Below are 24,697 nucleotides of genomic sequence, written 5' to 3' on the forward strand. Positions count from 1 at the left end.
GATGAGCGTAGAGAGTGGTGAGGGCTTAGTTGGCGCCAGGGGTGGCGAGGTCCAGCGTGGCCACGAGCGCTAGCGCTGCCACTCTCCAGGTTGCGAAGGCCGTATCGTCGGTCGCGGTGTCAGGCAGAACGCCTTCAGTGCTGTCCAGTTCGGTCAATTGGCGCAGCAGGTTGATGGACAAACCGGTTTTCTCCGCCAGGCCCAGCAGCCGAATCAGGTGACTGACCTCGGTAACCGTTGCGGCCCGTCCCGTTCCTGGGGCGCTCTGAGTGATGAGGTCTACCGCTTGCTGAACCTCATTGGTTTCTGCGTCGAGTACCGTTGCCAGCCTTGCGTTTGCGTCGGCAGCACTTGGCGGAGCCGTGCCGTTGACATCGCGGAGGTATTGCAACACCGCGTCTTCTTTTCCTGCCGCCTGACGCCACGCGACGAAATCGGACAAAACGGGAAGCAGGTTCAGACTAAGCGTCAGGTTGGCGCCAAATGCGGATGGCACCGCACTCATCAGGTTCAGGCCGGCCGGCGTTAACGCGTAGTGGGCGACAACCAGGCTGTAGCGGGCGAGCTTTTGCAACGTCTGCATCAACGTGGACGGGATATCGGCAGGGCTGAGCGGCGGTTTGTTCAGCGTCTGGCAGGTGGCTAGAAGGTCGTGGCTGTTAAGGCCCAGGCACGCGAGCATGGCTGCGACCGTGCCGTGTTCCACGCCCAGGAATTTGCCGAACTGGGTGTCGGTCAGTGCCTGTTGGTTCCGCACCAGGCCATCGAGGCGAGCCTGCAAAATTTCAAGCGCATCGGCCTTGTTCGAGTCGCTGAGTTTCAGGGTATTCAAGATCGACTTGAGGGCTTCGGTGCGGGCTTGCGGTGCCTCTATTTTGACCAGCCCATGCGGATCCACTAGCCCAGTGGTTTCATCACTTAGCAGTGCAAGCCAGTGCAGTGCGAGACCGTTCGTGTCCGTTGCCGGTAAGCCGGCGTTTTGCAGAGTAGTGGGGTTGAGACGGATATTGCCCAAGTGCTGATTGATGTCGTTAACCAGCGCCACTTCCTTTGCGCCTGCCGGCGGTAATTGCGCGGTCGGGGCCAGCAAAATCATCAGGTCAGTCACGCTTAGCTTCTGATTTTTCAGCCAGCTAACCATTTCCGCCAGGGCCTGCAGATCGTCAAGCAGGTCTGCGTGTTTGGGTTGGCCGTTGGCGTCCAGTTCTGCCAATTGCGCAATACCTGCCAGTTGGGTCAGCAGGGCGTTGCCGCGTGGCATCAGTTGCGACAAGGCAATCATGTCCGCCACCCGAATGCCCAGAAGCGCCGGTATTCGGCTCAGCCGGTACAAGGCCGAGAGAACAGTTACGCTTCGCACTAGACGGTTTTTGTCCAGCTTTTGCACGTTGTTCACGTAGCCAGCCAGGAGCAGAAATTCCGTTTCGCTGACGTTAAGACCCGCACAGAGCTGCCGTACGCACACCGCATCGTTGCCCTCCGGGGCGTGGTAGACAAACGCCGCGCCGTCGATTTTCAACGCCGATTCACTTGTGCCACGGGGGTTGAATACACGGTCGAACTGCGGCACCGCGGTACCCACCGAACAGACCGCCACCTGGTGCAGAAAAGCGCTTAGCTCTTCAGCTTTCAGGCCGTAAGCGCCATTCCAGAGTTGGTAGAACCCCAGCGTGCGTACGCTGTGGGTGTTAAGCGTGAGCTGCGCATTGTGCTGACCTTCGGCGCGCATGGCCGCTACAAGCACGGTGTCCAGTTCGGCGAAGGGCAGGTCGGTTTGGCGTTGCAATCGGATCAGGCGGTTGAGCCGGTCGTAACGGTCGTCGTCCAGGCCTTCGATGCTGATGGGGTTGTTGACGTTGTCTTGCTTGAGAAAAAGGTCGGGTTGCTTGCCGCCGTGGATGAGCACGGCGCCATACAGGTGAGGCGCTGCCGTTTGGCCGCTGACATGGATCGACGCCACCACGGAGGTGTTTTGCGAGCCAAGCCCGGCTACGCAAAGCAGCGCCATTACCTCGTCGATCGAAAGTCCGGTGGCTGCGCAAAAGTTGGGCAGTTTATTGAGTCCGCTCGACGTGGCCACGCCAAAGTTGTACGAGAAGAACGCTTTGCTCTGCGCGGCGGTAGGCGGCGCTTTGCTGACCAGGCTCGACAACGCCGGGCTAAGCAGCGCGGCTTGTTGCAAGACACGGTTGGAAAGGTTGAAAGCGCCGTCGGCAAAACAAAACGCCGGCCTGCTCGCGCGCACCTGCTGGGTCAGTTGAGCCAAGCCGCTGCCGTGTTCGGCCAGGGCGCTGACGATCTGGTCGTGGGGTTCGTGGTAGGGAAGTGCATGGCCGGGAAAGTGCAGGCGGGCGAGCAATGCGTCACAACTCAATTGCGTGACGCTAGCGGGTAGCACGCCCTGATCCTGCAGGGTTTTGACCAGCGCCTGATTGTTTTTGCTGCCTTCAAGACCGGTTTGTAAGGCGCCAGTGACGATATCCAGCTTGGCCAATGGCTTATTGACCGTGACGTCGCTGAGCAAGGTGTCGCCCAGTTCCGGACGTCGGGTCGCCAACGTTATGCGCGTGTTGTCGGCCGGTGCTATCGCTTCGAGTTGCAAGGCAAGCGAATAAAGACTGGTGGCGTAGGACGCCGGTGCCGAGGAGTCACCAATACTGCCTGGCGCCACGAGGGTGGTTTTCTGCGGGAACTGGGACATCCAGGTCGGCGAATTGGCATCGAAAACAGAGCCCACCTGCGGGCTTGCCGGCGGTTGATCACGGGGTGGGTCGGAGGAGATGAAACCAGGCGGCGCGTAGTCGGGCACCTGGATCACTTGCGGGCCCGCCGCTCGGGCCATACGACTTAGCCTCACGCCCAGCTCGGGTGAATCGGCGAAAGCGCTCGGCGTTGGAGCGGGCGTATCAGTTGGTTGTTCGGTGGTTAAGCGAGCGGCTGCCTGATGCAAGAGTTTGATCAGTTGCTGTTCGGCCGCGCGGGCCGTTCGATAAAGCGTGCTGGCTGCCGTAGGGCCCAGGGTGCCTGCCAGTCGATGGGTGAACTCAGCCTCGGTATGCGAGACCACATCCTGCACGCTTTTCAGGCCGAGTTCGGCAAGCAGGCCGGGGCGCAGTTGGCAGCTTGTTTCCAAGGCTTTCATCGGTTGGGTAATGGGCATTGGCAGGTCCGTAATGCAGCGCATGTAGTGATTGCGGACTTTAGGTGTGAGGGTTTTCCGAATCTGTCGGCAGGGGCGGGCCGGTGCGAAGGAAAGCGCCGATGAAACGCCAATAGTCGGCTGCCAGCCCCGGCCCACTTGAGTCGTAGCGCGACGGAGCAAGGCGTGAATAGCCTAAATTTCCTGCGCGTTCCGACGTCACAGTCAATGAGCCCATCCGCGAGTTGACCATGATGCACACCCTGCCACTGCCCAGCGGCCAATGCCTGCACGGCGACGAAAGCGCCAGCGCCTTGCACCTGCAATTGGACCTGCACGAGCCCATTCACGTGCAACTCGCCCCCGGCGAACCCGTGCAAATAGCAGCCCGCGAGGCGTTGTCTGCCCAGGCGCTGTGGATGACCAGTTATTGGTGTTTCGCCCGCGACGATGCTTGCCAGAAAATACGCTGGACAATGCCTGCGCTGCCTCTGGAAACCCTGCAAAACGGCCTGCTGATCTGCGCTGCCGATGGCACGCTCACCACCGAGCGCACCGCGTTCTGGCAGATGGCTGAACCGTGGCTAATGCGGGAGCAGGGCGCGGCGTATCCGCAGCACATGATCATCAGCGACGGCAAACGCCATCCGCGTCGAGCCCCAAAGCCGACGGGCGAGTTGTACCGGCGTTTCGATGCACGGCTGGGCAGCTGGATTTCCCTGCGTGCACTGGATATCGATAACGATCTGGAGCGCTTCAACCGCTGGCAGAACAGCCCGCGTGTAGCGCAATTCTGGCAGGAAAGCGGCACGCTTGAGCAGCATCGCCAGTACCTGGAAAAGCTCGACCGCGACCCGCACACGCTGACGTTGATCGGCAGTTTCGACGACCAGCCGTTCGCCTATTTCGAAGCCTATTGGGCCAAGGAAGACCGCATCGCACCGTTCTATTCAGCGGGCGATTACGACCGTGGCATTCATATGCTGGTGGGCGAGGAAAACCATCGCGGACCGCATAAAGTGGCGAGCTGGTTGACTGCGCTCACGCACTTTCTTTTCCTCGATGACCCGCGTACCCAGCGCATCGTCGCCGAGCCGCGCGCCGACAACGCCCGCATGATCGGCCACATGCACAGCGCCGGTTTTCACTGCGAAAAGGAATTCGATTTCCCGCACAAGCGTGCGGCCCTCATGAGCATCGAACGTGAGCGGTTTTTTGATCGGTGTGTATTGCGCTGAGGTGGTGGTGCGGTGATCGCCAAGGGCTTCGCTGAGGGCAGCGAAGCCCCATAACGGGATCACGCCGCCGCGTCTTTGCTGACTTTGCGGCAGTGCACCAACGCGTCGCGAATCATGAAATTCACCAGCGTTGGCGACACGCCCAATTCCTTGGCGATGTCTTTCTGCGGCACGCCGTGCAGGCGGTACATTTCGAAGGCGTAGCGGGTGCGGCTGGGCAACTGGCCGAGGGCGTCGGCGATGTGTTCCAGGGTCGCGTAGTTGATGTGCAGGGCTTCGGGCGAGGCGTTGTGGTTGACCACATTCATGCCTTCTTCTTCGCTGCCGGCGTAGCGCTGTTCGAGCGCGTTTTTGCGGTAATGATCGATGGCCAGGTTGCGCACGATCTGAAACAGATAGCTCAGCTGAGCCTTGAATGACGAGGTGATCTGTGGTGCCGAATGCAGCCTGAAATAGGCGTCTTGCACCACGTCTTCGGCGCGTGAACGACAGCCCGTAATGCGCGTGGCCACCTTGACCAGAATCGAGCGGTTATCAACGAATGCTTGGAATAGGGGTGTATCGCACCTGCTTGTGGACAGTTGTTCCGTCATGGAATTCACCTTGCTACCGGGGGCAGTTAAGCGCTTGCAGGAGGCTGCCTGCGAGCGGGGTAACAAACTATGTCCAATGATAATGATTGTCAATTGCGAGAGATAATAGATTTCGTCTGGTTGCAAAACCGTGACCTGAACGTGATGTTGGCGTGACAAAAACACCCGTCGAAATCCGCTAATTATTTTCCGCTGCCGTCCGTTCTCCACTGTGAAGGCCCGCGCAACCGGCACGGGCGCAACGGAGAGCGACCATGGTGTTCGATCGTGATGACGTGATTTTTCAAGTGGTTATCAACGACGAAGAGCAGTACTCGTTGTGGCCCGATTACAAAGCTATTCCTGCCGGCTGGCGCACCGTGGGCATGAGCGGTTTGAAGAAAGATTGCCTGGCGTACATCGAACAGCACTGGACTGACATGCGCCCCCTGAGCCTGCGCCAGAAGATGGACCAGGACGCTGTGAGCGCCTGACATGAGCGCGCCCGCCACCCTGCCTTTGCTGTGCCTGCCGTACTCCGGCGCCAGCGCCATGTTCTACCACCGCTGGCGCAAACGGCTGCCCGAATGGCTGCACGTTCAGCCGCTGGAATTGCCCGGCCGTGGCCTGCGCATGGACGAACCCTTGCAGCGCAATCTCAACGCGCTGATCAAGCAGCTCGCCGACGAAATCGCCTGCGACCTGAGCACCCCCTACGCCTTGTTCGGCCACAGCCTCGGCGGCTTGCTGGCCTTCGAACTGGTGCACGCGCTGAAAGCCCGAGGCCTGCCCGAGCCGCTGTGCGTGCTGGTGTCAGCCACCGCCGGCCCGGCGCGACGTGACGTCAGCGAGTACCGCGAGGCCAAAACCGATGCCGAGCTGATCGGCAAATTGCGCAGCCTGCAAGGCACGCCGGAAGACGCCCTGGCCAACCAGGAATTGCTCGACCTGATGCTGCCCATCCTGCGCGCCGATTTCCTTGTCGCCGGCAGTTACCAGTACGCCGAGCGCGCGCCGCTGCAAGCGCCGATCCACGTGTTCGGCGGCAAAGACGACAGCATCAGCGTCGATGAATTGCTCGACTGGCAATGCGAAACCGCCAGCGGTTTTTCCCTCGATATGTTCAGCGGCGGTCACTTCTTTTTGCAGACCCAGGAAGCGCCGTTGCTGCGCTGCATCCGCCGTTACGCCGAGCAGCACCTGTTGCGCCATCGCGCCCAGCAGACCCGGCCCGTTCCCCGCGTCGCCAGTTAACCGAAACCCCCAACGCTCCGTCCGCCGCCCGCCCGATTTCAGCAGGATTCCGCCATGCCTTCGTTCGAAAGTCCCCGCACTCTGGTTCACGCCTTGCAACATCGCGCCGCGCAGCAACCGCATGCGCTGGCCCTGCGTTTTCTGGAAGGCGACGACAGCGAAGGCGTGGTGCTCACCTACGCCGAACTCGACGGGCGCGCGCGTACCATCGCCGCCGCACTGCAAGCGCAATCCAGCCGGGGCGACCGCGCCGTGCTGCTGTTTCCCAGCGGCCCGGATTACGTCGCCGCCTTTTTTGGCTGCCTGTACGCGGGCGTGATTGCCGTGCCGGCGTATCCGCCCGAGTCGTCGCGCCACCAGCATCAGCTGCGGTTGCTGTCGATACTGGCCGACGCCGAACCCAGCGTGCTGCTTACCAGCAGCGATGGGCGAGCCACCTTGCAGCACCTCGATAACGCGCCCGCATTGCTGCTGGTCGACGCCCTCGACCCCGCGCTGGCCGCCCAGTGGCAAGCGCCCGAGCTGGCCGCCGACGACATCGCCTTTTTGCAATACACCTCCGGCTCCACGGCGTTGCCCAAAGGCGTGCAGGTCACCCACGGCAATCTGGTCGCCAACGAGCTGCTGATTCGCCAGGGCTTCGGCATTCAGGCCGACGACGTGATCGTCAGCTGGCTGCCGCTGTACCACGACATGGGCCTGATCGGCGGGCTGCTGCAACCGATCTTCAGCGGCGTGCCGTGCGTGTTGATGTCGCCCAAATCATTCCTCGAACGGCCGGTGCGTTGGCTCGAAGCCATCAGCCGTTACGGCGGCACCGTAAGCGGCGGCCCGGATTTCGCCTACCGCCTATGCAGCGAGCGGGTCAGCGCGTCGGCAACTGTTGGCCTCGACCTTAGCCGCTGGCGCGTGGCGTTTTCCGGCTCCGAACCGATCCGTCAGGACAGCCTTGAGCGCTTCGCGGAGAAATTCGCCGCCAGCGGTTTTTCTGCCAGCAGTTACCTCGCCTGCTACGGCCTGGCCGAGGCCACGTTGTATGTCACCAGCGGCACGCGCGGGCAGGGTATTGCGGCGCTGGGTGTCAGCAAACAGGCGCTGGCGCGACACCGCCTCGAAACCGGCGGCGACAGCGTTCTGCTCAGTTGCGGCAGCGTGCGGCCGTTGCATGAGGTGCGCATTGTCGAACCCGTTAGCGGCACCGTACTAGGCGACGACCAGGTTGGCGAAATCTGGGCCAGCGGCCCGAGCATCGCCCACGGCTACTGGCGCAATCCGCACGCCAGCGCCGAGACGTTTACCCAGCAAGACGGCCAAACCTGGCTGCGCACCGGCGACCTCGGCGCGCTGCGCAACGGCGAGCTATTTGTCAGCGGCCGGCTGAAAGACATGCTTATCGTGCGTGGCCAGAACCTGTATCCACAGGACATCGAGCGCACCGTCGAAACCGAAGTGGCCCACGTTCGCAAAGGGCGGGTGGCGGCGTTTGCCGTGCGCCATAACGGCGAAGAGGGCATCGGCGTCGCCGCCGAAATCGGCCGCAGCGTGCAGAAAAATGTGCCCGCCGACGAGGTAATAAATGCCATTCGCCAGGCCGTCGCCGGGGCCTATCAGCAAGCGCCGCAGGCAGTGGTGTTGCTCAACCCCGGCGCCTTGCCGAAAACCTCCAGCGGCAAGTTGCAGCGCTCGGCGTGCGCGCTCGGCCTGGCCGATGGCAGCCTCGACAGCTACGCGCAGTTTCCTTCGGCCAAAGCCGAGGCAGAGCGGGAAACGCCAACTGCTCAAGGGCTCGAACAACAGATCGCGGCGGTCTGGGCCGAGCACCTGCATGTGCCAAATGTGAGCGCCAGCGACAACTTTTTCCTGCTCGGCGGTAACTCCATTTCCGCCGCGCAAGTCATGGCGCAGCTGCGCGATCAATTGAGCGTCAACCTGGAACTGCGCGACCTGTTCGAAACCGGTCACCTTGCCGGTTTCGTCGCAAAAGTGGCTGAACATATTGCCCGTGGCGGCAGCAAGCCGAACGCGATTATCCGCCTGCCGCGCAACCAGGATCTGCCGCAATCGCCCGCACAAAACCGTCTGTGGTTTCTCTGGCAACTGGACCCCACCAGCGCCGCCTACAACATTCCGGGCGGCCTGCACCTGCGCGGCGAAGTGGATGACCACGCCCTGCACGCCAGCTTTGCGCGCCTGATTCAGCGCCACGAAGCGCTGCGCACGGTCTTCCTCGAATGCGACGGCCAGGCCCTGCAACGCGTGCAGCCCGACGCCACGCTGCACGTTCGGGATGTCGACCTGCGCCACCTGAGCGGCGCTGCGCAAACCGAGCAGGCAGAACGCGAACGTGAGCAAGAAGCCAACGCACCGTTCGACCTCTCCACCGGCCCGCTGCTGCGCGTGACGCTGCTGCGCCTGGCTGACGATGAGCAGCAGTTGCTGGTAACCCTGCACCACATCGTGGCCGACGGTTGGTCGCTGAATATTCTGCTCGACGAATTTGCCCGCCTGTACGCCGAAGCCTGCGGCGGCCAGCCGGCCGACTTGCCGGTGCTGCCGCTGGGCTACGCCGACTTCGCCAGTTGGCAGCGCCAGTGGCTGGCGGACGGAGAAGGGCAGCGCCAGCTCGACTATTGGACTGCGCACCTGGCCGATGAGGCGCCGGCCCTGCAATTGCCCCTCGACCAACCCCGCAGCCACCAGCGCCGCCACAGTGCCGCGCGTTATCGCTTCAAGCTGGACGACGCCCTGAGCCAGCGCCTGCGCCAGGTCGCCAACGGCCAGAACGCCACGCTGTTTATGCTGCTGCTCGCCAGTTTCCAAACCCTGCTGCTGCGTCATACCGGGCAAACCGACGTGCGCATCGGCGTGCCCGGCGCCAACCGTCAGCGCCTGGAAACCCAGGGTTTGCTCGGCTTCTTTATCAACACGCTGGTGCTGCGCGCCCAGCTCGACCCCCGCCAGCGCTTCACCGACGTGCTGGAAAACACCCGCGCCGCCACCTTGCACGCACAAGCCAATCAAGACGTGCCGTTCGATCAGGTGGTGCACGCCCTCGGTGGCGAAACGCCGTTTCAGGTGATGTTCAACCACCAGCAGCGCGACCTCGGCAGCCTGCGTCGGCTGCCCGGTTTGCTCGCGCAGGAACTGCCGTGGCACAGCCGCGAAGCCAAGTTCGACCTGCAACTGCACAGCGAAGAAGACGCCCGTGGGCGCCTCAGGTTGTCGTTCGACTACGCCGATGAAGTGTTCCACGCCGCCAGCATCGAGCGCCTCGCCCAGCGTTTTGTCAGCCTGTTGCAGCACGTGGCGGAGCAGCCAGACATCACCCTCGGCGCGTTGGAAATAATCAGCGCCGCCGAACAGCAACAACTGGCCGAGTGGAGTCGTGCGCCAATGCCGACAGCTCAGCATTTGCTGCCCGAATGGCTGGCGCACTACAACGCCGAGCACACGGCGCTGCTCTGGCAAAACGGCAGCCTGAGTTACGCCGACCTGCACGCCCAGGCCAACCGCCTGGCCCACAGGTTGCGCGGCCTTGGCGTTGGCCCGGATGTACGCGTCGCCATTGCCACCGAACGCTCGCCGCAGTTGCTGATCGGCTTGCTGGCGATCATCAAAGCCGGCGGCGCCTATGTGCCGCTGGATGCCGATTATCCGGCCGAGCGCCTGGCGTTCATGCTCCACGACAGCGGCGCGAAGCTGCTGCTGACGCAACGTCACCGCGCGCAAACCCTGGCCGTGCCGAGCGACATTCAAGTGCTGGGGCTGGACGCGCTGAAGCAGGGCAGTGAACCCTGCGCCGCGCCAGTGTCGGGCGTACACGCCGACAATCTTGCCTATGTCATTTACACCTCCGGCTCTACCGGCCAGCCCAAGGGCGTGGGCGTTACCCACGGCGCGCTGGCCGAGCGCCTGAACTGGATGCAACGCACCTATGCGCTGGACGCCAGCGACGTGCTGATGCAAAAGGCGCCGGTGAGTTTCGATGTATCGGTGTGGGAATGCTTCTGGCCGCTGATTACTGGCGCCCGCTTGCTGCTGGCCGCGCCCGGCGAGCACCGCGATCCTCAGCGCCTGGTGCAACTGGTGCGCGACTTCGGCGTCACCACCTTGCACTTCGTGCCGCCGCTGTTGCAGCTGTTTGTGCAGGAGCCACACGTGGCGCAGTGCACCAGCCTGCGCCGACTGTTCTCGGGGGGCGAAGCGCTGCCCGCCGCCTTGCGCGACCGCGTGCTGGCGGCGCTGCCGCAGGTAGCGTTGCACAACCGCTACGGGCCGACCGAGACCGCCATCAACGTCAGCCACTGGCACTGCCAAACCGGCGACGGCGAGCGCTCGCCCATCGGCCGGCCTTTGGGCAACGTGCAATGCCATGTGCTGGATGCCGAGCTGCAACCGGTGCCCGTCGGTGTTGCTGGCGAGCTGTGCATCGGCGGCGCTGGCCTGGCCCGTGGTTATCTCGGGCGGCCGGCGCTGACCGCCGAGCGTTTTGTTGCCGATCCGCTGGGCGAGCCGGGCGCGCGTTTGTACCGCACCGGCGACCGGGCACGCTGGTGCGCCGATGGCGCGCTGGAGTATTTGGGCCGTCTTGACCAGCAAGTGAAGCTGCGCGGTTTTCGCATCGAGCCGGAGGAAATTCAGGCGCGGCTGCTGGCCGAGGCCGGTGTGGCGCAGGCCGTGGTGCTGATTCGCGACGGCCATGCCGGTGCGCAACTGATCGGTTATTACACCGGCACCACGGCTGAAAGCGAGACCGAACAAAGCGCCCGTTTGCTCGCCGCGCTGGCCGCCCAGTTGCCGGACTATATGGTGCCGGCGCACCTGCTGCGCCTGGACAAAATGCCCCTGAGCCCGGCGGGCAAACTCGACCGCAAGGCGCTGCCCGAACCGGTATGGCAGCAACGCGAGCACATCGAACCAAGCACGCCATTGCAGGTGCAGATCGCCGCCATCTGGCGCGAGGTGCTCGGGCTTGAGCAGGTTGGCCTTGCCGATGATTTCTTCGAGCTGGGCGGCCATTCCTTGGTGGCCACGCAAATCGTTTCCCGCGTGCGCCAAGCCTGCGACGTCGAGCTACCGCTGCGTGCGTTATTTGAAGCCAGCACGCTTGCGGGTTTCAGCGCGCAGGTGGCGGCCGTTCAGGCCAGCGGGCAACGCAACAGTCAGCAGGTCATCGCCATCGTCGACCGCGCGCAGCCGCAGCCGCTGTCGTATTCGCAGCAGCGCATGTGGTTTCTCTGGCAACTGGAACCGGACAGCCCGGCCTACAACGTCGGCGGTCTGGCCAGGTTTAGCGGGGCGCTGAATGTCGACTGTTTCGAGGCGGCCTTTCAGGCGCTGATCGAACGCCACGAAACCCTGCGCACCACCTTTCCGAGCACTGACGGCATCGCTCGTCAGCAGGTCTCGCCGCAGTCCAGCGTGCGCCTGGATTGGCAGGATTTCTCCGCGCTCGATGCCGCCGAGCGCGCGCAACGCTTGCAGCACTTCGCCGATGCCGACGCCCACCAACCGTTCAATCTGGAAACCGGACCGCTGCTGCGCGCCACGCTGATCAAATGTGCCGCGCACGAGCATTACCTGGCACTGACGCTGCACCACATTGCCACCGAAGGCTGGGCGATGGATATTTTCGCCCGCGAACTGGCGGCGCTTTACGAAGCGTTTGTGCAGGGACGCGAGTCGCCGCTGGCGCCGCTGCCGGTGCAATACCTCGATTACAGCCAGTGGCAGCGCCAATGGATGGAAGCTGGCGAGCGTGCGCGGCAGCTCAGCTATTGGAAAGCCCAACTCGGCCACGAACACCCCGTGCTCGAACTGCCCAGCGACCGTCCGCGACCGGCGCGGCAAAGTCATCGCGGCGAGTTGTACCGCTTCGATCTCGCGCCGGAGCTGGCCCAGCGTCTGCGCGCCTTCAATGCCGCCCATGGCCTGACGCTGTTTATGACCATGACCGCTGCTCTGGCCACGTTGCTGCACCGCTACAGCGGGCAAACCGACCTGCGCATTGGTGCGCCGGTGGCCAACCGCATTCGCCCGGAAAGTGAAGGGCTTATTGGCGCCTTTCTTAACACCCAAGTGCTGCGCTGCCAGGTCGATGGGCAACTGAGCGTGGCGCAATTGCTGGAGCAGGTTCGCCACACCGTGATCGATGGCCAGTCCCACCAAGACCTGCCGTTCGATCATCTGGTCGACGCCCTGCAACCGCCACGCAGCGCCGCCTATAACCCGCTGTTCCAAGTGATGTGCAACGTGCAGCGCTGGGAATTCCAGCAAACTCGCACGCTGGCCGGCATGACGGTGGAATACCTCGCCAACGATGCGCGGGCGACCAAGTTCGACCTCAACCTGGAAGTCACCGACCTCGACCATCGCCTGGGTTGCTGCTTCACCTACAGCTGCGATTTGTTTGACGCGCCGCGCATCGCGCGCATGGCCGAGCATCTGCTCAACCTGCTACAGGCGATGCTCGATCAGCCGCAGCAACGCCTTGGCGAATTGCCGCTGCTGTCGGCGTCTGAACAGCAAGCACTGCTAGACAACCTCGGCGCAGAGCCGGGCGCGCACGCGCTTGACGCCACTGTGCACCAACGGTTCGCCGCGCAAGCCGCCGCCACGCCACACGCGCGGGCTTTGAGCGTGGGCGGCCACACGCTGACCTACGCCGAGCTGGACGCCCAGGCCAACCGCCTGGCCCAGTGGCTACGCGCCAACGGCGTCGGCCCGGAAGTGCGGGTTGGCCTGGCCTTGCCGCGTTCTACCGATCTGGTCGTCGGCCTGCTGGCCATTCTCAAAGCCGGCGGCGCCTATGTGCCGCTGGACCCGGAATACCCGCCGGAGCGCTTGCAGTTCATGGTCGAAGACAGCGGCATTGCGCTGCTGCTCGGTCACGCCGAATGGCTGGCGACGCTGGGCGACTTGCCGGGCCATGTTCTGCGCGGTTGTCTGGATCAACTCAACCTCGCCGATTATCCCAGCCAGGCGCCGACTGACCTCAGCTCGCCGCTGCATCAGGCCTACTTGATCTACACCTCCGGCTCCACCGGCAAACCCAAGGGGGTGGCCGTCAGTCACGGCGAAATCGCCATGCACTGCCGCGCCGTGATTGCCCATTTCGGGATGCGCAGCGACGACTGCGAGCTGCACGTGTATTCCATCAACTTCGACGCCGCCAGCGAGCGCCTGCTGACGCCGTTGCTCTGTGGCGCCGAAGTGGTGCTGCGCGCGCAGGGCCAATGGGGCGCCGAGGACATCTGCGGGCTGATCCGTCAGCACCGCGTCACCATTCTCGGTTTCACCCCCAGCTACGGCAGCCAGTTGGCGCAATGGCTGGCAAGCCGTGGCGAACAGCTGCCGGTGCGCCTGTGCATTACTGGCGGCGAGGCGCTGACCGGCGAGCACCTGCAACGTATTCGCGCAGGCTTCGCACCCGTGCAGTTCTTCAACGCCTATGGGCCGACGGAAACGGTGGTGATGCCACTGGCCAGCCTGGCGCCGGAGCACCTGCCCGAAGGTGCCAGCAGCGTGGCCATCGGCCGGATAGTCGGCGCGCGCACTGCGTATGTGCTGGACGCCGACATGGCGCTGGTGCCGCCCGGTTCCACCGGCGAGCTCTACATCGGCGGCGCCGGCCTGGCCCGTGGTTATCACGCGCGGCCGGCGCTGACTGCCGAGCGTTTCGTGCCCAACCCGTTTGCCAACAGCGGCGCGGGCGGGCGCCTTTACCGCACGGGCGACTTGGTGCGCCAACGCGCCGATGGGCAACTGGAATACGTCGGCCGTATCGACCAACAAGTGAAGGTGCGCGGCTTTCGTATCGAACTGGGCGAGATCGAAGCGCGCCTGCTCGACCACCCCGAGGTCAACGAGTGTGTGGTGCTGGCGCTGGACGGTCCCAGCGGCAAACAGCTGGTGGCCTATGTCGGCACGGCGCTGGCCGATGCCAACAGCGAGCGACAGCAAACCCTGCGCGACAGCCTGAAAACGCACCTGCTGGCGCAACTGCCGGACCATATGCTGCCGACCTTCACCGAGCTGCTGCCGAGCTTGCCGCTGACCGCCAACGGCAAGGTCGAACGCCGCGCCTTGCCCGCGCCCGACCTGGAACAAAACCGTCAGCAGTTCGTAGCCCCACGCAGCGAGATGGAACAGCGCTTGGCGGCGATCTGGCGCGACGTGCTCAACGTGCAGCAAGTGGGCCTGGCGGATAACTTTTTCGAATTGGGCGGCGACTCGATTCTGTCCATTCAAGTGGTCAGCCGCGCGCGCCAACAGGGTATTCACTTCAGCCCGCGCGACCTGTTCCAGCATCAGACCGTGCAGGCGCTCGCCAGCGTCGCCACGCATCAACAGCAGGTGCTGAGCGAGCAGGTCGCCTTGAGCGGCGAGGCGGCGCTCACGCCCATTCAGCACTGGTTTTTCAGCCGCGACATGGGCGAGCGCAACCACTGGAACCAGGCGCTGGTGCTGCACGCGCAACAACCGCTGGACGCCGACCTGTTGCAGCGCAGCGTGCAGCGTGTGATGCAACAACACGACGCCTTGCGCCTGCGCTTTACCGATGCCGATGGCCAATGGCGTGCGTTTTACCGCGAGCACACCGATGACGACGCGCTGCTCTGGCAGACCAGCGCCGAGCAAGCGCCCGCGCTGTTCGAACAAGCCCAGCGCAGCCTCGACCTTGAGCACAGCCCGCTGCTGCGTGCCGTGCTGGTGGACGGGCAAAAACTGCTGCTGGCGATTCATCACGCCGTGGTCGATGGCGTCTCATGGCGCGTGCTGCTCGACGATCTGCAATCGGTTTATGAGCAGTTAATAAGCGGCAAAACAGAACCGCAATTGCCGGCCAAAACCAGCGCCATGGGCCAATGGGCCGCGCGCCTCGGCGCTTATGCCAGCAGCGAATCGCTGCGCGAAGAGCTGGGCTGGTGGCAGCGGCAACTGGGCGGGCAGGGCGGTGAACTGCCGGGCGTGCGCAGCGCCGGCAGCAACCTTGAGCGCGACGCCGACAGCGTTAGCGTGCGCCTTGATACCGAGCGCACACGCCAGCTGCTCACGCAGGCGCCAGCGGCCTATCGCACCCAGGTCAACGACCTGCTGCTGACCGCGCTCAGCCGCGTGTTGTGCCAATGGACCGGGCAGACCTCGGCGCTGATTCAACTCGAAGGCCATGGCCGCGAAGCGCTGTTCGACGACCTCGACCTGACCCGCAGCGTCGGCTGGTTTACCAGCGCTTATCCGCTGCGCATCGGCCATCACGCCGACCTCGCCACGGCGATCAAAGCCACCAAGGAACACTTACGCAGCGTGCCGCACAAAGGCCTGGGTTATGGCGTATTGCGCTACCTCGCCGACCCGGCCAGCCGCGCCGCCGTCAGCGAATTGCCCGAAGCCAGAGTGACCTTCAACTACCTCGGCCAGCTCGACGCAGGCTCGGATGGGCTGTTCACGCTGCTGCAAGACAACCCCGGCGCCATTCACAGCGCGCTGGCGCCACTGGCCAATGAGCTGAGCATTGACGGCCAGGTGCTTAACGGCGAACTGCACGTGCGCTGGACCTTCAGCCGCGAACGCTACGATGCCCACGCGGTGCAAGGGCTGGCCGAGGCATTGATCGAAGAACTGCACGGCGTCATCGAGCATTGCCTGCAAGCCGGGATCGGCGGCTTCACACCGTCGGACTTCCCCCTTGCGCACCTCAGCCAGCAGCAGCTCGACAACCTGCCGGTGCCCGTAACGCACATCGACGACGTGTTTCCGCTCACGCCCATGCAGGAAGGGTTGCTGCTGCACACGCTGCTGGAACCGGGCACCGGCATCTATTACATGCAGGATCGCTACCGCATCAACAGCGTCCTGGACCCTGAGCGTTTCGCCCGCGCCTGGCAGGCTGTGGTCGCGCGCCATGAAGCGCTGCGCGCCTCGTTCGCCTGGAACGCCGGCGAGGCCATGCTGCAGATCATTCACAAACCCGGCGCCGCCGACCTGGAGCTGCTCGACTGGAGCGCCTTGCCCGAACACGAGCATGAAACGCGTCTGCAAGCCCTGCACAAACGCGAGCGCGAAGCCGGCTTCGACTTGCTCAATCGCCCGCCCTTCCACCTGCGCCTGATCAAGCTGGCCGAGCAGCGCTACTGGTTCATGATGAGCAACCACCACATCCTCATCGACGCCTGGTGTCGGGGCTTGCTGATGAGCGATTTCTTCGAAATCTACAGCGCCCTCGGCGACCAACGTGCGCCGCAATTGCCCGAAGCGCCGCGTTACCGCGACTACATCAGTTGGCTGCAACGCCAAGACCTCAATCAGGCGCGCGAGTGGTGGCAACGCAACCTGGCCGGGTTCGAGCGCCGCACGTATATCCCCAGCGACCGGCCCATCGCCCACGACCACAGTGGTGACAACGGCGGCATGTTGGTCGGCGATTGCTACACCCGTTTGCAACCGAGCGAAGGCGCGCACTTGCGCGAATTGGCGCAGCGTCATCAGCTCACCGTCAACACCTTCGCCCAGGCTGCCTGGGCGCTGGTGCTGCGCCGTTACAGCGGCGAGCGCGACGTGCTGTTTGGCGTGACTGTGGCCGGTCGCCCGGTGGGCATGCCCGCCATGCAACGCACCGTTGGCCTGTTTATCAACAGCGTGGCCCTGCGGGTGAAACTGCCGGCCGCCGGGGAAAAGCGCAGCGTGCGCGACTGGCTGCACGGCCTGTTCGCCAGCAACATGGACCTGCGCGAACACGAATACCTGCCGCTGGTGGCAATTCAGGAATGCAGCGAATTGCCCAAGGGCCAGCCGCTGTTCGACAGCCTGTTCGTGTTCGAAAACGCCCCGGTGGAAACCACCGTGCTCGACCAGGCGCAAAGCCTGAACGCCACCTCCGACTCGGGCCGCACCCACACCAACTTCCCGCTGACGGTGGTGTGCTATCCGGGCGACGACCTGGGTCTGCACCTGTCCTACGACCAGCGCTACTTCGACGTGGCAACCATCGAACGCCTGCTCGCCGAATTCAAACGGCTGCTGCTGGCCCTGGCCGAACACTTCCACGGAGATCTGGACGAACTGCCTTTGTTGGGCGAGCGCGAACGGCATCTGCTGACCGTCGACTGCAACAACAGCGAGCGCGCCTATCCGCTGGAGCAAGGCTACGCACGGCTGTTCGAAGCGCAGGTTGAGGCCGCGCCGCAACGCGTGGTCGCCAGTTGCCTGGAGCAGCACTGGACCTATGAGCAATTGAACGGGCGCGCCAACCGTCTTGGTCACGCGTTGATCGCCGCCGGCGTGCGCCGCGACCAGCCGGTGGCGCTGCTGGCCGAGCGCAGCCTGGAACTGCTGGGCATGATCGTCGGCAGCTTCAAAGCCGGCGCCGGCTACCTGCCGCTGGACCCCAGCCACCCCGTGCAACGGCTGACGCGCATCATCGAACTGAGCCGCACGCCGGTGCTGGTGTGCACCCGCGCATGCCGCGCGCAGGCGCTGACCCTGCTGGAAGAACTCGGCTGCGGCGGCCGTCCGCGCTTGCTGGTATGGGAGGAAATACAGGAAAGCGCCTGGCCGGACTGCAACCCCGGCATCTACAGCGCGGCGAACAACCTGGCCTACGTGATCTACACCTCGGGCTCCACCGGTTTGCCCAAAGGCGTGATGGTCGAGCAGGCCGGCATGCTCAACAACCAACTGAGCAAAGTGCCGTACCTGAACCTCGGCAGCGACGATGTGATCGCGCAAACCGCCTCGCAAAGCTTCGACATTTCCGTCTGGCAATTCCTCGCCGCGCCGCTGTTTGGTGCGCGCGTGGCCATCGTACCCAACACCATCGCCCACGACCCACAGGCGCTGCTCGCCCATGTCGCCGAACAGCGCATCAGCGTGCTGGAAAGTGTGCCGTCGCTAATCCAGGGCATGCTCGCCGAAGAGGTAATCCAGCCGCTGCACACCCTGCGCTGGCTGCTGCCCACCGGCGAAGCGATGCCGCCGGAACTGGCGCGCCAGTGGCTGCACCGCTACCCCAACGTCGGCCTGGTAAACGCCTACGGGCCGGCCGAGTGCTCGGATGACGTCGCGTTTTTCCGCGTGGACCGCGCGTCCACCCAAAGCGCCTACCTGCCCATCGGCAGCCCCACCGACAACAACCGCCTGTACCTGCTGGACGACGCCCTCGAACTGGTGCCGCTCGGTGCGGTAGGGGAACTGTGCATCGCCGGCACGGGCGTCGGGCGCGGCTACGTCGGCGACCCCCAGCGCACCGCCCAGGCCTTCGTGCCCAACCCGTTTGCCACGGGCGAGCGCCTATACCGGAGCGGCGACCTGGCCCGACGTCGGGCCGACGGCGTGCTGGAATATGTTGGGCGTATCGACCATCAAGTGAAAATTCGCGGCTTCCGTATCGAACTCGGCGAAATCGAAGCGCGGCTGCATGAACAGGCCGACGTGCGCGATGCAGCCGTGGCCGTGCAAGAAGGACCGACCGGCAAATACCTGGTCGGCTACCTGGTGCCGGTTGCGGCGGAGCGTGAACCGGGAGTGTGGTTCGACCAAATCAAACAACGCCTGCGCGCCGACCTGCCGGACTACATGGTGCCGCTGCACTGGCACCTGCTAGACCGTCTGCCACTGAACGCCAACGGCAAACTCGACCGCAACGCCTTGCCGGCCCTGCAACTCGGCCCGCTGCCGGGCCAGCACTACGTTGCACCGCGTACCGAGCTTGAACAGCAACTGGCCGACATCTGGGCACAGGTATTGAAACTTGAGCGAGTCGGCGTGCACGACAACTTCTTCGAACTGGGCGGGCACTCCCTGCTCGCCACGCAAATCGCCTCACGGGTGCAAACCGTGCTGCAACGCAACGTGCCGCTACGGGCCATGTTCGAATGCAGCTCGGTGGCCGAGTTGGCCGAATACGTGGAAGGGCTAGACAGCCAGGCCGTGGTGGAACAGAAGGCCGAGCGGGTGAGTGATTTGATGGCGCGGTTTGAAGCGATGTAGATCAAGAGCATCGCGGCTAATCGGAATGTCGCCCAGCCGCTCCCACAAAAGTCAATGCCGACCCCGTGGGAGCGGCTTCAGCCGCGAGTTTTTGATGTTGCTCTACAGCCTTTGATCTGGCCTTTGATCTGGCTTTTGATCCACCGCTTTTGATCTAGCTTGTGATCTACCCGCCCCATTCATCGCAGGCCGAGTGGAGTCGACGCGTAGGGGGTTGAGCGGCCGGGAGCCGCGAAAGGAACATCGGGCCATGGATGGCCCGTTGTGACGGCCCCCGGAGTGGCGACGGAGCGAGGGGACCCGGAGCGCAGCGTAGGGCCAAGGTAGGGGCAAGACTTTTTGGTTTCTTTTTCGTCGACTGGAAAAAGAAACTCGCGCGTAAGGCGCGAAACAAAACGTTCAGCGCACGCGGTAATGAATACCGCCGTCCGTGCCATATGCATCCGGCTCAGGACTCTGGATCCCCGCATGCGCGAGGATGACGGGGGTTAGGGTGCGGAATCTACGTTAGGCGCGAAACAAAACCCAAAGCGTAGCCGGGCAACACACAATCCGAAAACGTCTCCGATCAAGCTCCCTCTCCCCTCGGGGAGAGGGTTGGGGAGAGGGTTGGGGTGAGGGGGGCGGTTGCGTTTGTTTCCCTCTCTCCCGGCCTCTCTCCCGCAGGCGGGAGAGAGGAGCAAAGCGGTTGAGTTTGTTTCCCTCACCCCCGGCCCCTCTCCCGCAGGCGGGCGAGGGGTGCAGAGCCGTTGCGTTTTTTACGGCTTCTTTACGCCCAAGCCTCGCTTCACATCTCGCCCCTTTACGCCTCCCGTCCCGACAATCTCCCGCAAGCGGCAGTCGCCGTATGACGGAGAAATATCCATGCATCTTCTGGACGGGTTGTCCCTGCTGTTGGCCAGCGGACTGTTCATTTACCTGCTGGTTGCGCTGTTGCGCGCCGGGCGTAGCTGAGGAGCCGGCAATGGACAGTCATGTCGTTTTACTGCTGGTGGCGTTTTTCACCTTGGTGCTGTTGCCGGCACCCTGGCTGGGGCGCTTTTTCTATCGGGTGATGGAGGGCGAACGGACCTGGCTTTCGCCGGCGTTGCAGCCGGTGGAGCGGTTCAGTTATCGCGTTGCAGGCGTGGACGCCAAGCAAGAACAGGACTGGAAGGCCTACGCCTTGTCGCTGCTGGCCTTCAACCTGGCCGGCTTGTTGCTGTTGTTCGCCATTTTGCTGCTGCAAGGCGTGTTGCCGTTGAACCCGCAGCACATGCCGGGGCTTGAGTGGACGCTGGCGTTCAACACGGCGGTGAGCTTTGTCACCAATACCAACTGGCAGGCCTATAGCGGCGAAGCCAGCCTGAGTTATTTCAGCCAGATGGTCGGCCTTGGCGTGCAGAATTTTGTCAGCGCCGCTACCGGCCTGGCGGTGTTGGTAGCGCTGTGCCGGGGCATTTCCCGTGGTTCCAGTCAGACACTCGGTAACTTCTGGGTCGACCTCACGCGCGGCACGCTCTACGGCCTGCTGCCGTTGTGCATCGCCCTGGCGGTTTTCCTGGTGTGGCAGGGCGTGCCGCAAACCTTTAGCCATTACCTGGACGCCACCACCCTGCAAGGCGGCGAACAGAGCCTGCCGTTCGGCCCGGCGGCCAGCCAGATTGCGATCAAGCAACTGGGCACCAATGGCGGCGGCTTCTTTGGCGTGAACTCGGCGCACCCGTTCGAGAACCCGACGGTGTGGAGCAACCTGTTTGAGATGGCCTCCATCCTGCTGATTCCCGCCGCGCTGGTGTTCACCTTTGGCCACTACGTCAAAGACCTGCGCCAGAGCCGCGCGATTCTCGCCTGCATGCTGATTCTGCTGGTGCTCGGCGTTGGCGTGACGCTGTACAGCGAACTGCAACCGAACCCGGCGCTGGCCGGCCTGAACATCGAGCAAAGCGGCTCGCTGGAAGGCAAGGAAAGCCGCTTCGGCATTGGCGCTTCGGCGCTGTGGGCGGTGGCCACCACGGCGGCGTCCAGCGGTTCGGTGAACTCAATGCACGACAGCTTTAGCGCCCTGGGCGGCATGGTGCCGATGTTCAACATGATGGTCGGCGAGGTGATTTTCGGCGGCGTCGGGGCCGGCCTCTACGGCATGTTGTTGTTCGTGCTGATTGCGGTGTTCCTCTGCGGCCTGATGGTGGGCCGCACGCCGGAATACCTCGGCAAGAAACTCGAAGCCCGCGAAGTGCGTTTGCTGGTGCTGACCCTGCTGGTCATGCCGCTGGGCGTGCTGGTGCTGGGCGCGCTGACTGCCGTGCTGCCGTTTGCCAATGCCTCGGTGAGCAACCCCGGCGCCCATGGCCTGAGCCAGATTCTTTACAACTACACCTCCGGCACGGCCAACAACGGCTCGGCGTTTGGCGGCTTCAGTTCGAACACGCCGTTCCACAACCTGATGCTCAGCCTGGCCATGTTGCTCGGGCGCTTCGGCTACATCCTGCCGGTGCTGGCGATTGCCGGCAGCCTGGCGGCCAAGCGCCGGGTGCCGGTGGGGCAGAACAGCTTCCCCACGCACGGCCCGCTGTTTGTCAGCCTGTTGATCATCACCATTTTGCTGGTGGGTGGTTTGACCTTCCTGCCGGTATTGGCCCTGGGGCCGGTGGCCGAACACCTCAGCCTGCTCGGTCATTAATTAGGAATCGCCATGAACGCCAAGACTCAACCCTTGCAAGTACCGAGCGCGCCGGCCACGCCGCGCAAGCAGTGGCAGGCAGCGATGGTGCAAGCCTTCGTCAAACTCGACCCGCGCCAACTGGTGCGCTCGCCGGTGATGCTGGTGGTGGAACTGACCGCCATTTTCACCACCGTGTTGTGCGCCTTGCCGGGCCAGCCGGTGCCCACTTTTATCGCCGTGCAAATCGCCGTATGGCTGTGGTTCACGGTACTGTTCGCCAACTTCGCCGAAGCGCTGGCCGAAGGCCGTGGCAAGGCCCGCGCCGACAGTTTGCGTGCCGGCACCCAAGGTCTTTCCGCACGCCGCCGCTTGCAAAACGGCACCTTCGAAACCGTGCCGGCTGCCTCGTTGCGCAAAGGCGAAGTGGTGCGGGTTGAAACCGGCGAATTGATTCCCGGCGACGGCGAGGTCATCGAAGGCATCGCCGCCGTTAACGAAGCGGCGATTACTGGCGAATCGGCGCCGGTGATTCGTGAATCCGGTGGCGACCGCTCGGCCGTCACCGGCAATACCCGTGTGGTCTCCGACTGGCTGCTGGTGCGCATCAGCGTTAACCCTGGCGAGTCCACGCTGGACCGCATGATCGCCCTGGTGGAAGGCGCCAAACGGCAGAAAACCCCCAACGAAGTGGCGTTGGATATCTTGCTGATCGGCCTCACGCTGATCTTCCTGCTGGTGGTCGTCACCTTGCAGCCGTTCGCCATTTATTCCGGTGGCGCCTTGCCGCTGGTGTTTCTCGTAGCGCTGCTGGTAACGCTGATTCCCACCACCATTGGCGGGCTGTTGTCGGCCATCGGCATTGCCGGTATGGACCGTCTGGTGCGCCTGAACGTGATCGCCAAGTCCGGTCGCGCCGTGGAAGCAGCGGGCGATGTGCATGTGTTGCTGCTGGATAAAACCGGCACCATCACCTTCGGCAACCGCCGTTGCAGCGCCCTGTACGCCGCGCCGGGCATCACCGGCAAAGCCCTGGCTGAAGGCGCGTTGCTGGCCTCGCTGGCCGATGACACGCCGGAAGGCAAATCGATTGTCGAGTACCTGCGCGGTCTGCATCCGATGAACGAGCCGGTGCGCGACGCGGTGCATGCCGTGCCGTTCAGCGCCGAGACGCGGTTGTCGGGTGTGGATTTCGAAGGCCACATCTACCGCAAAGGGGCCGTGGATGCCTTGCTGGCCTTTATCGGCATGTCGCGCAGTGAAATGCCGGCCGTGCTGTCCCGCGAGATCGACAAGATCGCCCAGAGCGGTGGCACGCCGTTGTTGGTGTGCGCCGACGGCAAGCTGCTCGGCGCCATCCATTTGAAAGACGTGGTCAAGCCCGGCATTCGCGAGCGCTTTGCCGAGCTGCGTCAGCTGGGCATTCGCACCGTGATGGTGACCGGCGACAACCCACTGACCGCCGCCGCCATCGCCGCCGAAGCGGGCGTGGACGACGTGATTGCCGAAGCCACACCGGAGAAAAAACTGGCGCGTATTCGTGCCGAGCAGGCCGACGGCAAGATGGTCGCCATGTGCGGCGACGGCGCCAACGACGCCCCGGCGCTGGCCCAGGCCGATGTCGGCATGGCCATGAACGACGGCACCCAGGCCGCCCGCGAGGCCGCCAACCTGGTGGACCTCGACTCCGACCCCACCAAGCTGCTGGATGTGGTGCAGGTGGGCAAAGAACTGCTGGTGACCCGTGGCGCGCTGACCACCTTTTCCATCGCCAACGACGTGGCCAAGTACTTCGCCATTCTGCCGGCGCTATTCACCAGCATTTATCCGCAACTGGGCGTGCTTAACGTGATGCAACTGCAAAGCCCGCAGAGCGCGATTCTTTCAGCCATCGTCTTCAACGCCCTGATCATCATCGCCCTGGTGCCGCTGGCCCTGCGCGGGGTGCGGGTGGAAGCCGTGGACGCTGCCAGCCTGCTGCGCCGCAACCTGCTGATTTACGGGGTTGGCGGGCTGGTGGCGCCGTTTGTGGGCATCAAGTTGATCGACCTGTTACTGACCAGTATTGGCTTGGCGTGAAGCCAGGTTTTTGGAGAGACGAAATGAACAGCTATGTGCGCCCTGCGGTAAGTCTGATTGCCTTGATGACCGTACTCACCGGCGTGGCTTATCCGCTGGCAGTCACCGGCGTGGCCCAACTGGCCTTCGCCGACCAGGCCAACGGCAGCCTGATTCACGACAGCCAAGGCCGCCTGCGCGGCTCCAGCCTGATCGCCCAGCCATTCGAAGGCGCGCAGTGGTTCCAATCGCGCCCTTCGGCCGGTAGCTTTGCCACCGTTTCCAGCGGCGCCAGCAACCTGGCCCCGAGCAACCCGGCGTTGCGTGAACGGATAGCCGGCGACAGCGAAAAACTCGCCGTGGCCGGGCAGGGCGCGGTGCCCATGGCGCTGGTCACCACCTCCGGCAGCGGCCTGGACCCGGACCTGCCGGTGGCGGCGGCGCAGTACCAGGTTGCGCGGATTGCGGCGGCGCGTAATGTCGACGGCAAGGCGCTGGAGCGGTTGATAGAGCAGAGCGTAAGTCGGCCGCTGATTGGGCCGGCGGTGGTGAATGTGCTGGCGTTGAATAGGGCGCTGGCTGGGGAGGGGGAATAGACGTAGGGTGCGCGGGAACGACGGAGGTTTTTCATACGGTCTCCGTCATCCTCGCGAACGCGGGGATCCAGGCTTTCGGATAGATCGGTGTACGTCGCAACATTCTGGATTCCCGCCTGCGCGGGAATGACGGAAGTTTTTCGTACGTTCTCCGTCATCCTCGCGAACGCGGGGATCCAGGCTTTCGGATAGATCGGTGTAAGTCGCAACAT

The 24,697-nt window shown here is 63.8% G+C and carries 10 protein-coding genes; 8 read left to right on the forward strand and 2 right to left on the reverse strand.

What is annotated here, in order from left to right:
- Window positions 1-25 precede the first annotated feature (25 nt).
- A complete protein-coding gene (locus tag AC0IW7_RS06055; protein WP_471816424.1) occupies window positions 26-3,160 on the reverse strand; it encodes a Tc toxin subunit A in 3,135 nt (1,044 codons plus the stop codon).
- Between the two features lie 230 nt (window positions 3,161-3,390).
- On the opposite strand from AC0IW7_RS06055, the gene AC0IW7_RS06060 reads away from it, so the two are divergent.
- Window positions 3,391-4,377 (forward strand): GNAT family N-acetyltransferase, encoded by a 987-nt coding sequence (locus tag AC0IW7_RS06060; protein ID WP_471816425.1) that lies wholly within the window; start codon window positions 3,391-3,393, stop codon window positions 4,375-4,377.
- Between the two features lie 59 nt (window positions 4,378-4,436).
- Here the strand turns inward: AC0IW7_RS06060 and AC0IW7_RS06065 are convergent, their stop codons facing one another.
- Entirely contained in the window at window positions 4,437-4,970 is a 534-nt protein-coding gene (locus tag AC0IW7_RS06065; protein WP_122497040.1) for an RNA polymerase factor sigma-70, read from the reverse strand.
- Between the two features lie 254 nt (window positions 4,971-5,224).
- Here AC0IW7_RS06065 and AC0IW7_RS06070 point away from each other — a divergent pair, with 254 nt between their 5' ends.
- From AC0IW7_RS06070 to kdpC, 7 genes are all read left to right on the forward strand, one after another.
- A complete protein-coding gene (locus AC0IW7_RS06070; RefSeq protein ID WP_122451137.1) occupies window positions 5,225-5,443 on the forward strand; it encodes an MbtH family protein in 219 nt (72 codons plus the stop codon).
- A gap of 1 nt (window position 5,444) precedes the next feature.
- Complete coding sequence (locus AC0IW7_RS06075; protein ID WP_471816427.1) at window positions 5,445-6,203, forward strand: thioesterase II family protein; 759 nt, start codon at window positions 5,445-5,447, stop codon at window positions 6,201-6,203.
- A 54-nt stretch (window positions 6,204-6,257) separates the two neighbouring features.
- Window positions 6,258-19,190, forward strand: coding sequence for a non-ribosomal peptide synthase/polyketide synthase (locus tag AC0IW7_RS06080; RefSeq protein ID WP_471816429.1), 12,933 nt, complete (start codon window positions 6,258-6,260; stop codon window positions 19,188-19,190).
- A gap of 864 nt (window positions 19,191-20,054) precedes the next feature.
- Entirely contained in the window at window positions 20,055-20,144 is a 90-nt protein-coding gene (kdpF, locus tag AC0IW7_RS06085) for a K(+)-transporting ATPase subunit F (RefSeq protein WP_108097287.1), read from the forward strand.
- A gap of 10 nt (window positions 20,145-20,154) precedes the next feature.
- Complete coding sequence (kdpA, locus tag AC0IW7_RS06090; RefSeq protein WP_471816431.1) at window positions 20,155-21,852, forward strand: potassium-transporting ATPase subunit KdpA; 1,698 nt, start codon at window positions 20,155-20,157, stop codon at window positions 21,850-21,852.
- Between the two features lie 12 nt (window positions 21,853-21,864).
- On the forward strand, window positions 21,865-23,910 hold the full coding sequence (gene kdpB, locus AC0IW7_RS06095) for a potassium-transporting ATPase subunit KdpB (protein ID WP_471816433.1): 2,046 nt from the start codon (window positions 21,865-21,867) through the stop codon (window positions 23,908-23,910).
- Between the two features lie 23 nt (window positions 23,911-23,933).
- A complete protein-coding gene (kdpC, locus tag AC0IW7_RS06100; protein ID WP_471816435.1) occupies window positions 23,934-24,485 on the forward strand; it encodes a potassium-transporting ATPase subunit KdpC in 552 nt (183 codons plus the stop codon).
- Window positions 24,486-24,697: the final 212 nt, after the last annotated feature.

This window comes from Pseudomonas sp. AC229 (assembly GCF_979254655.1).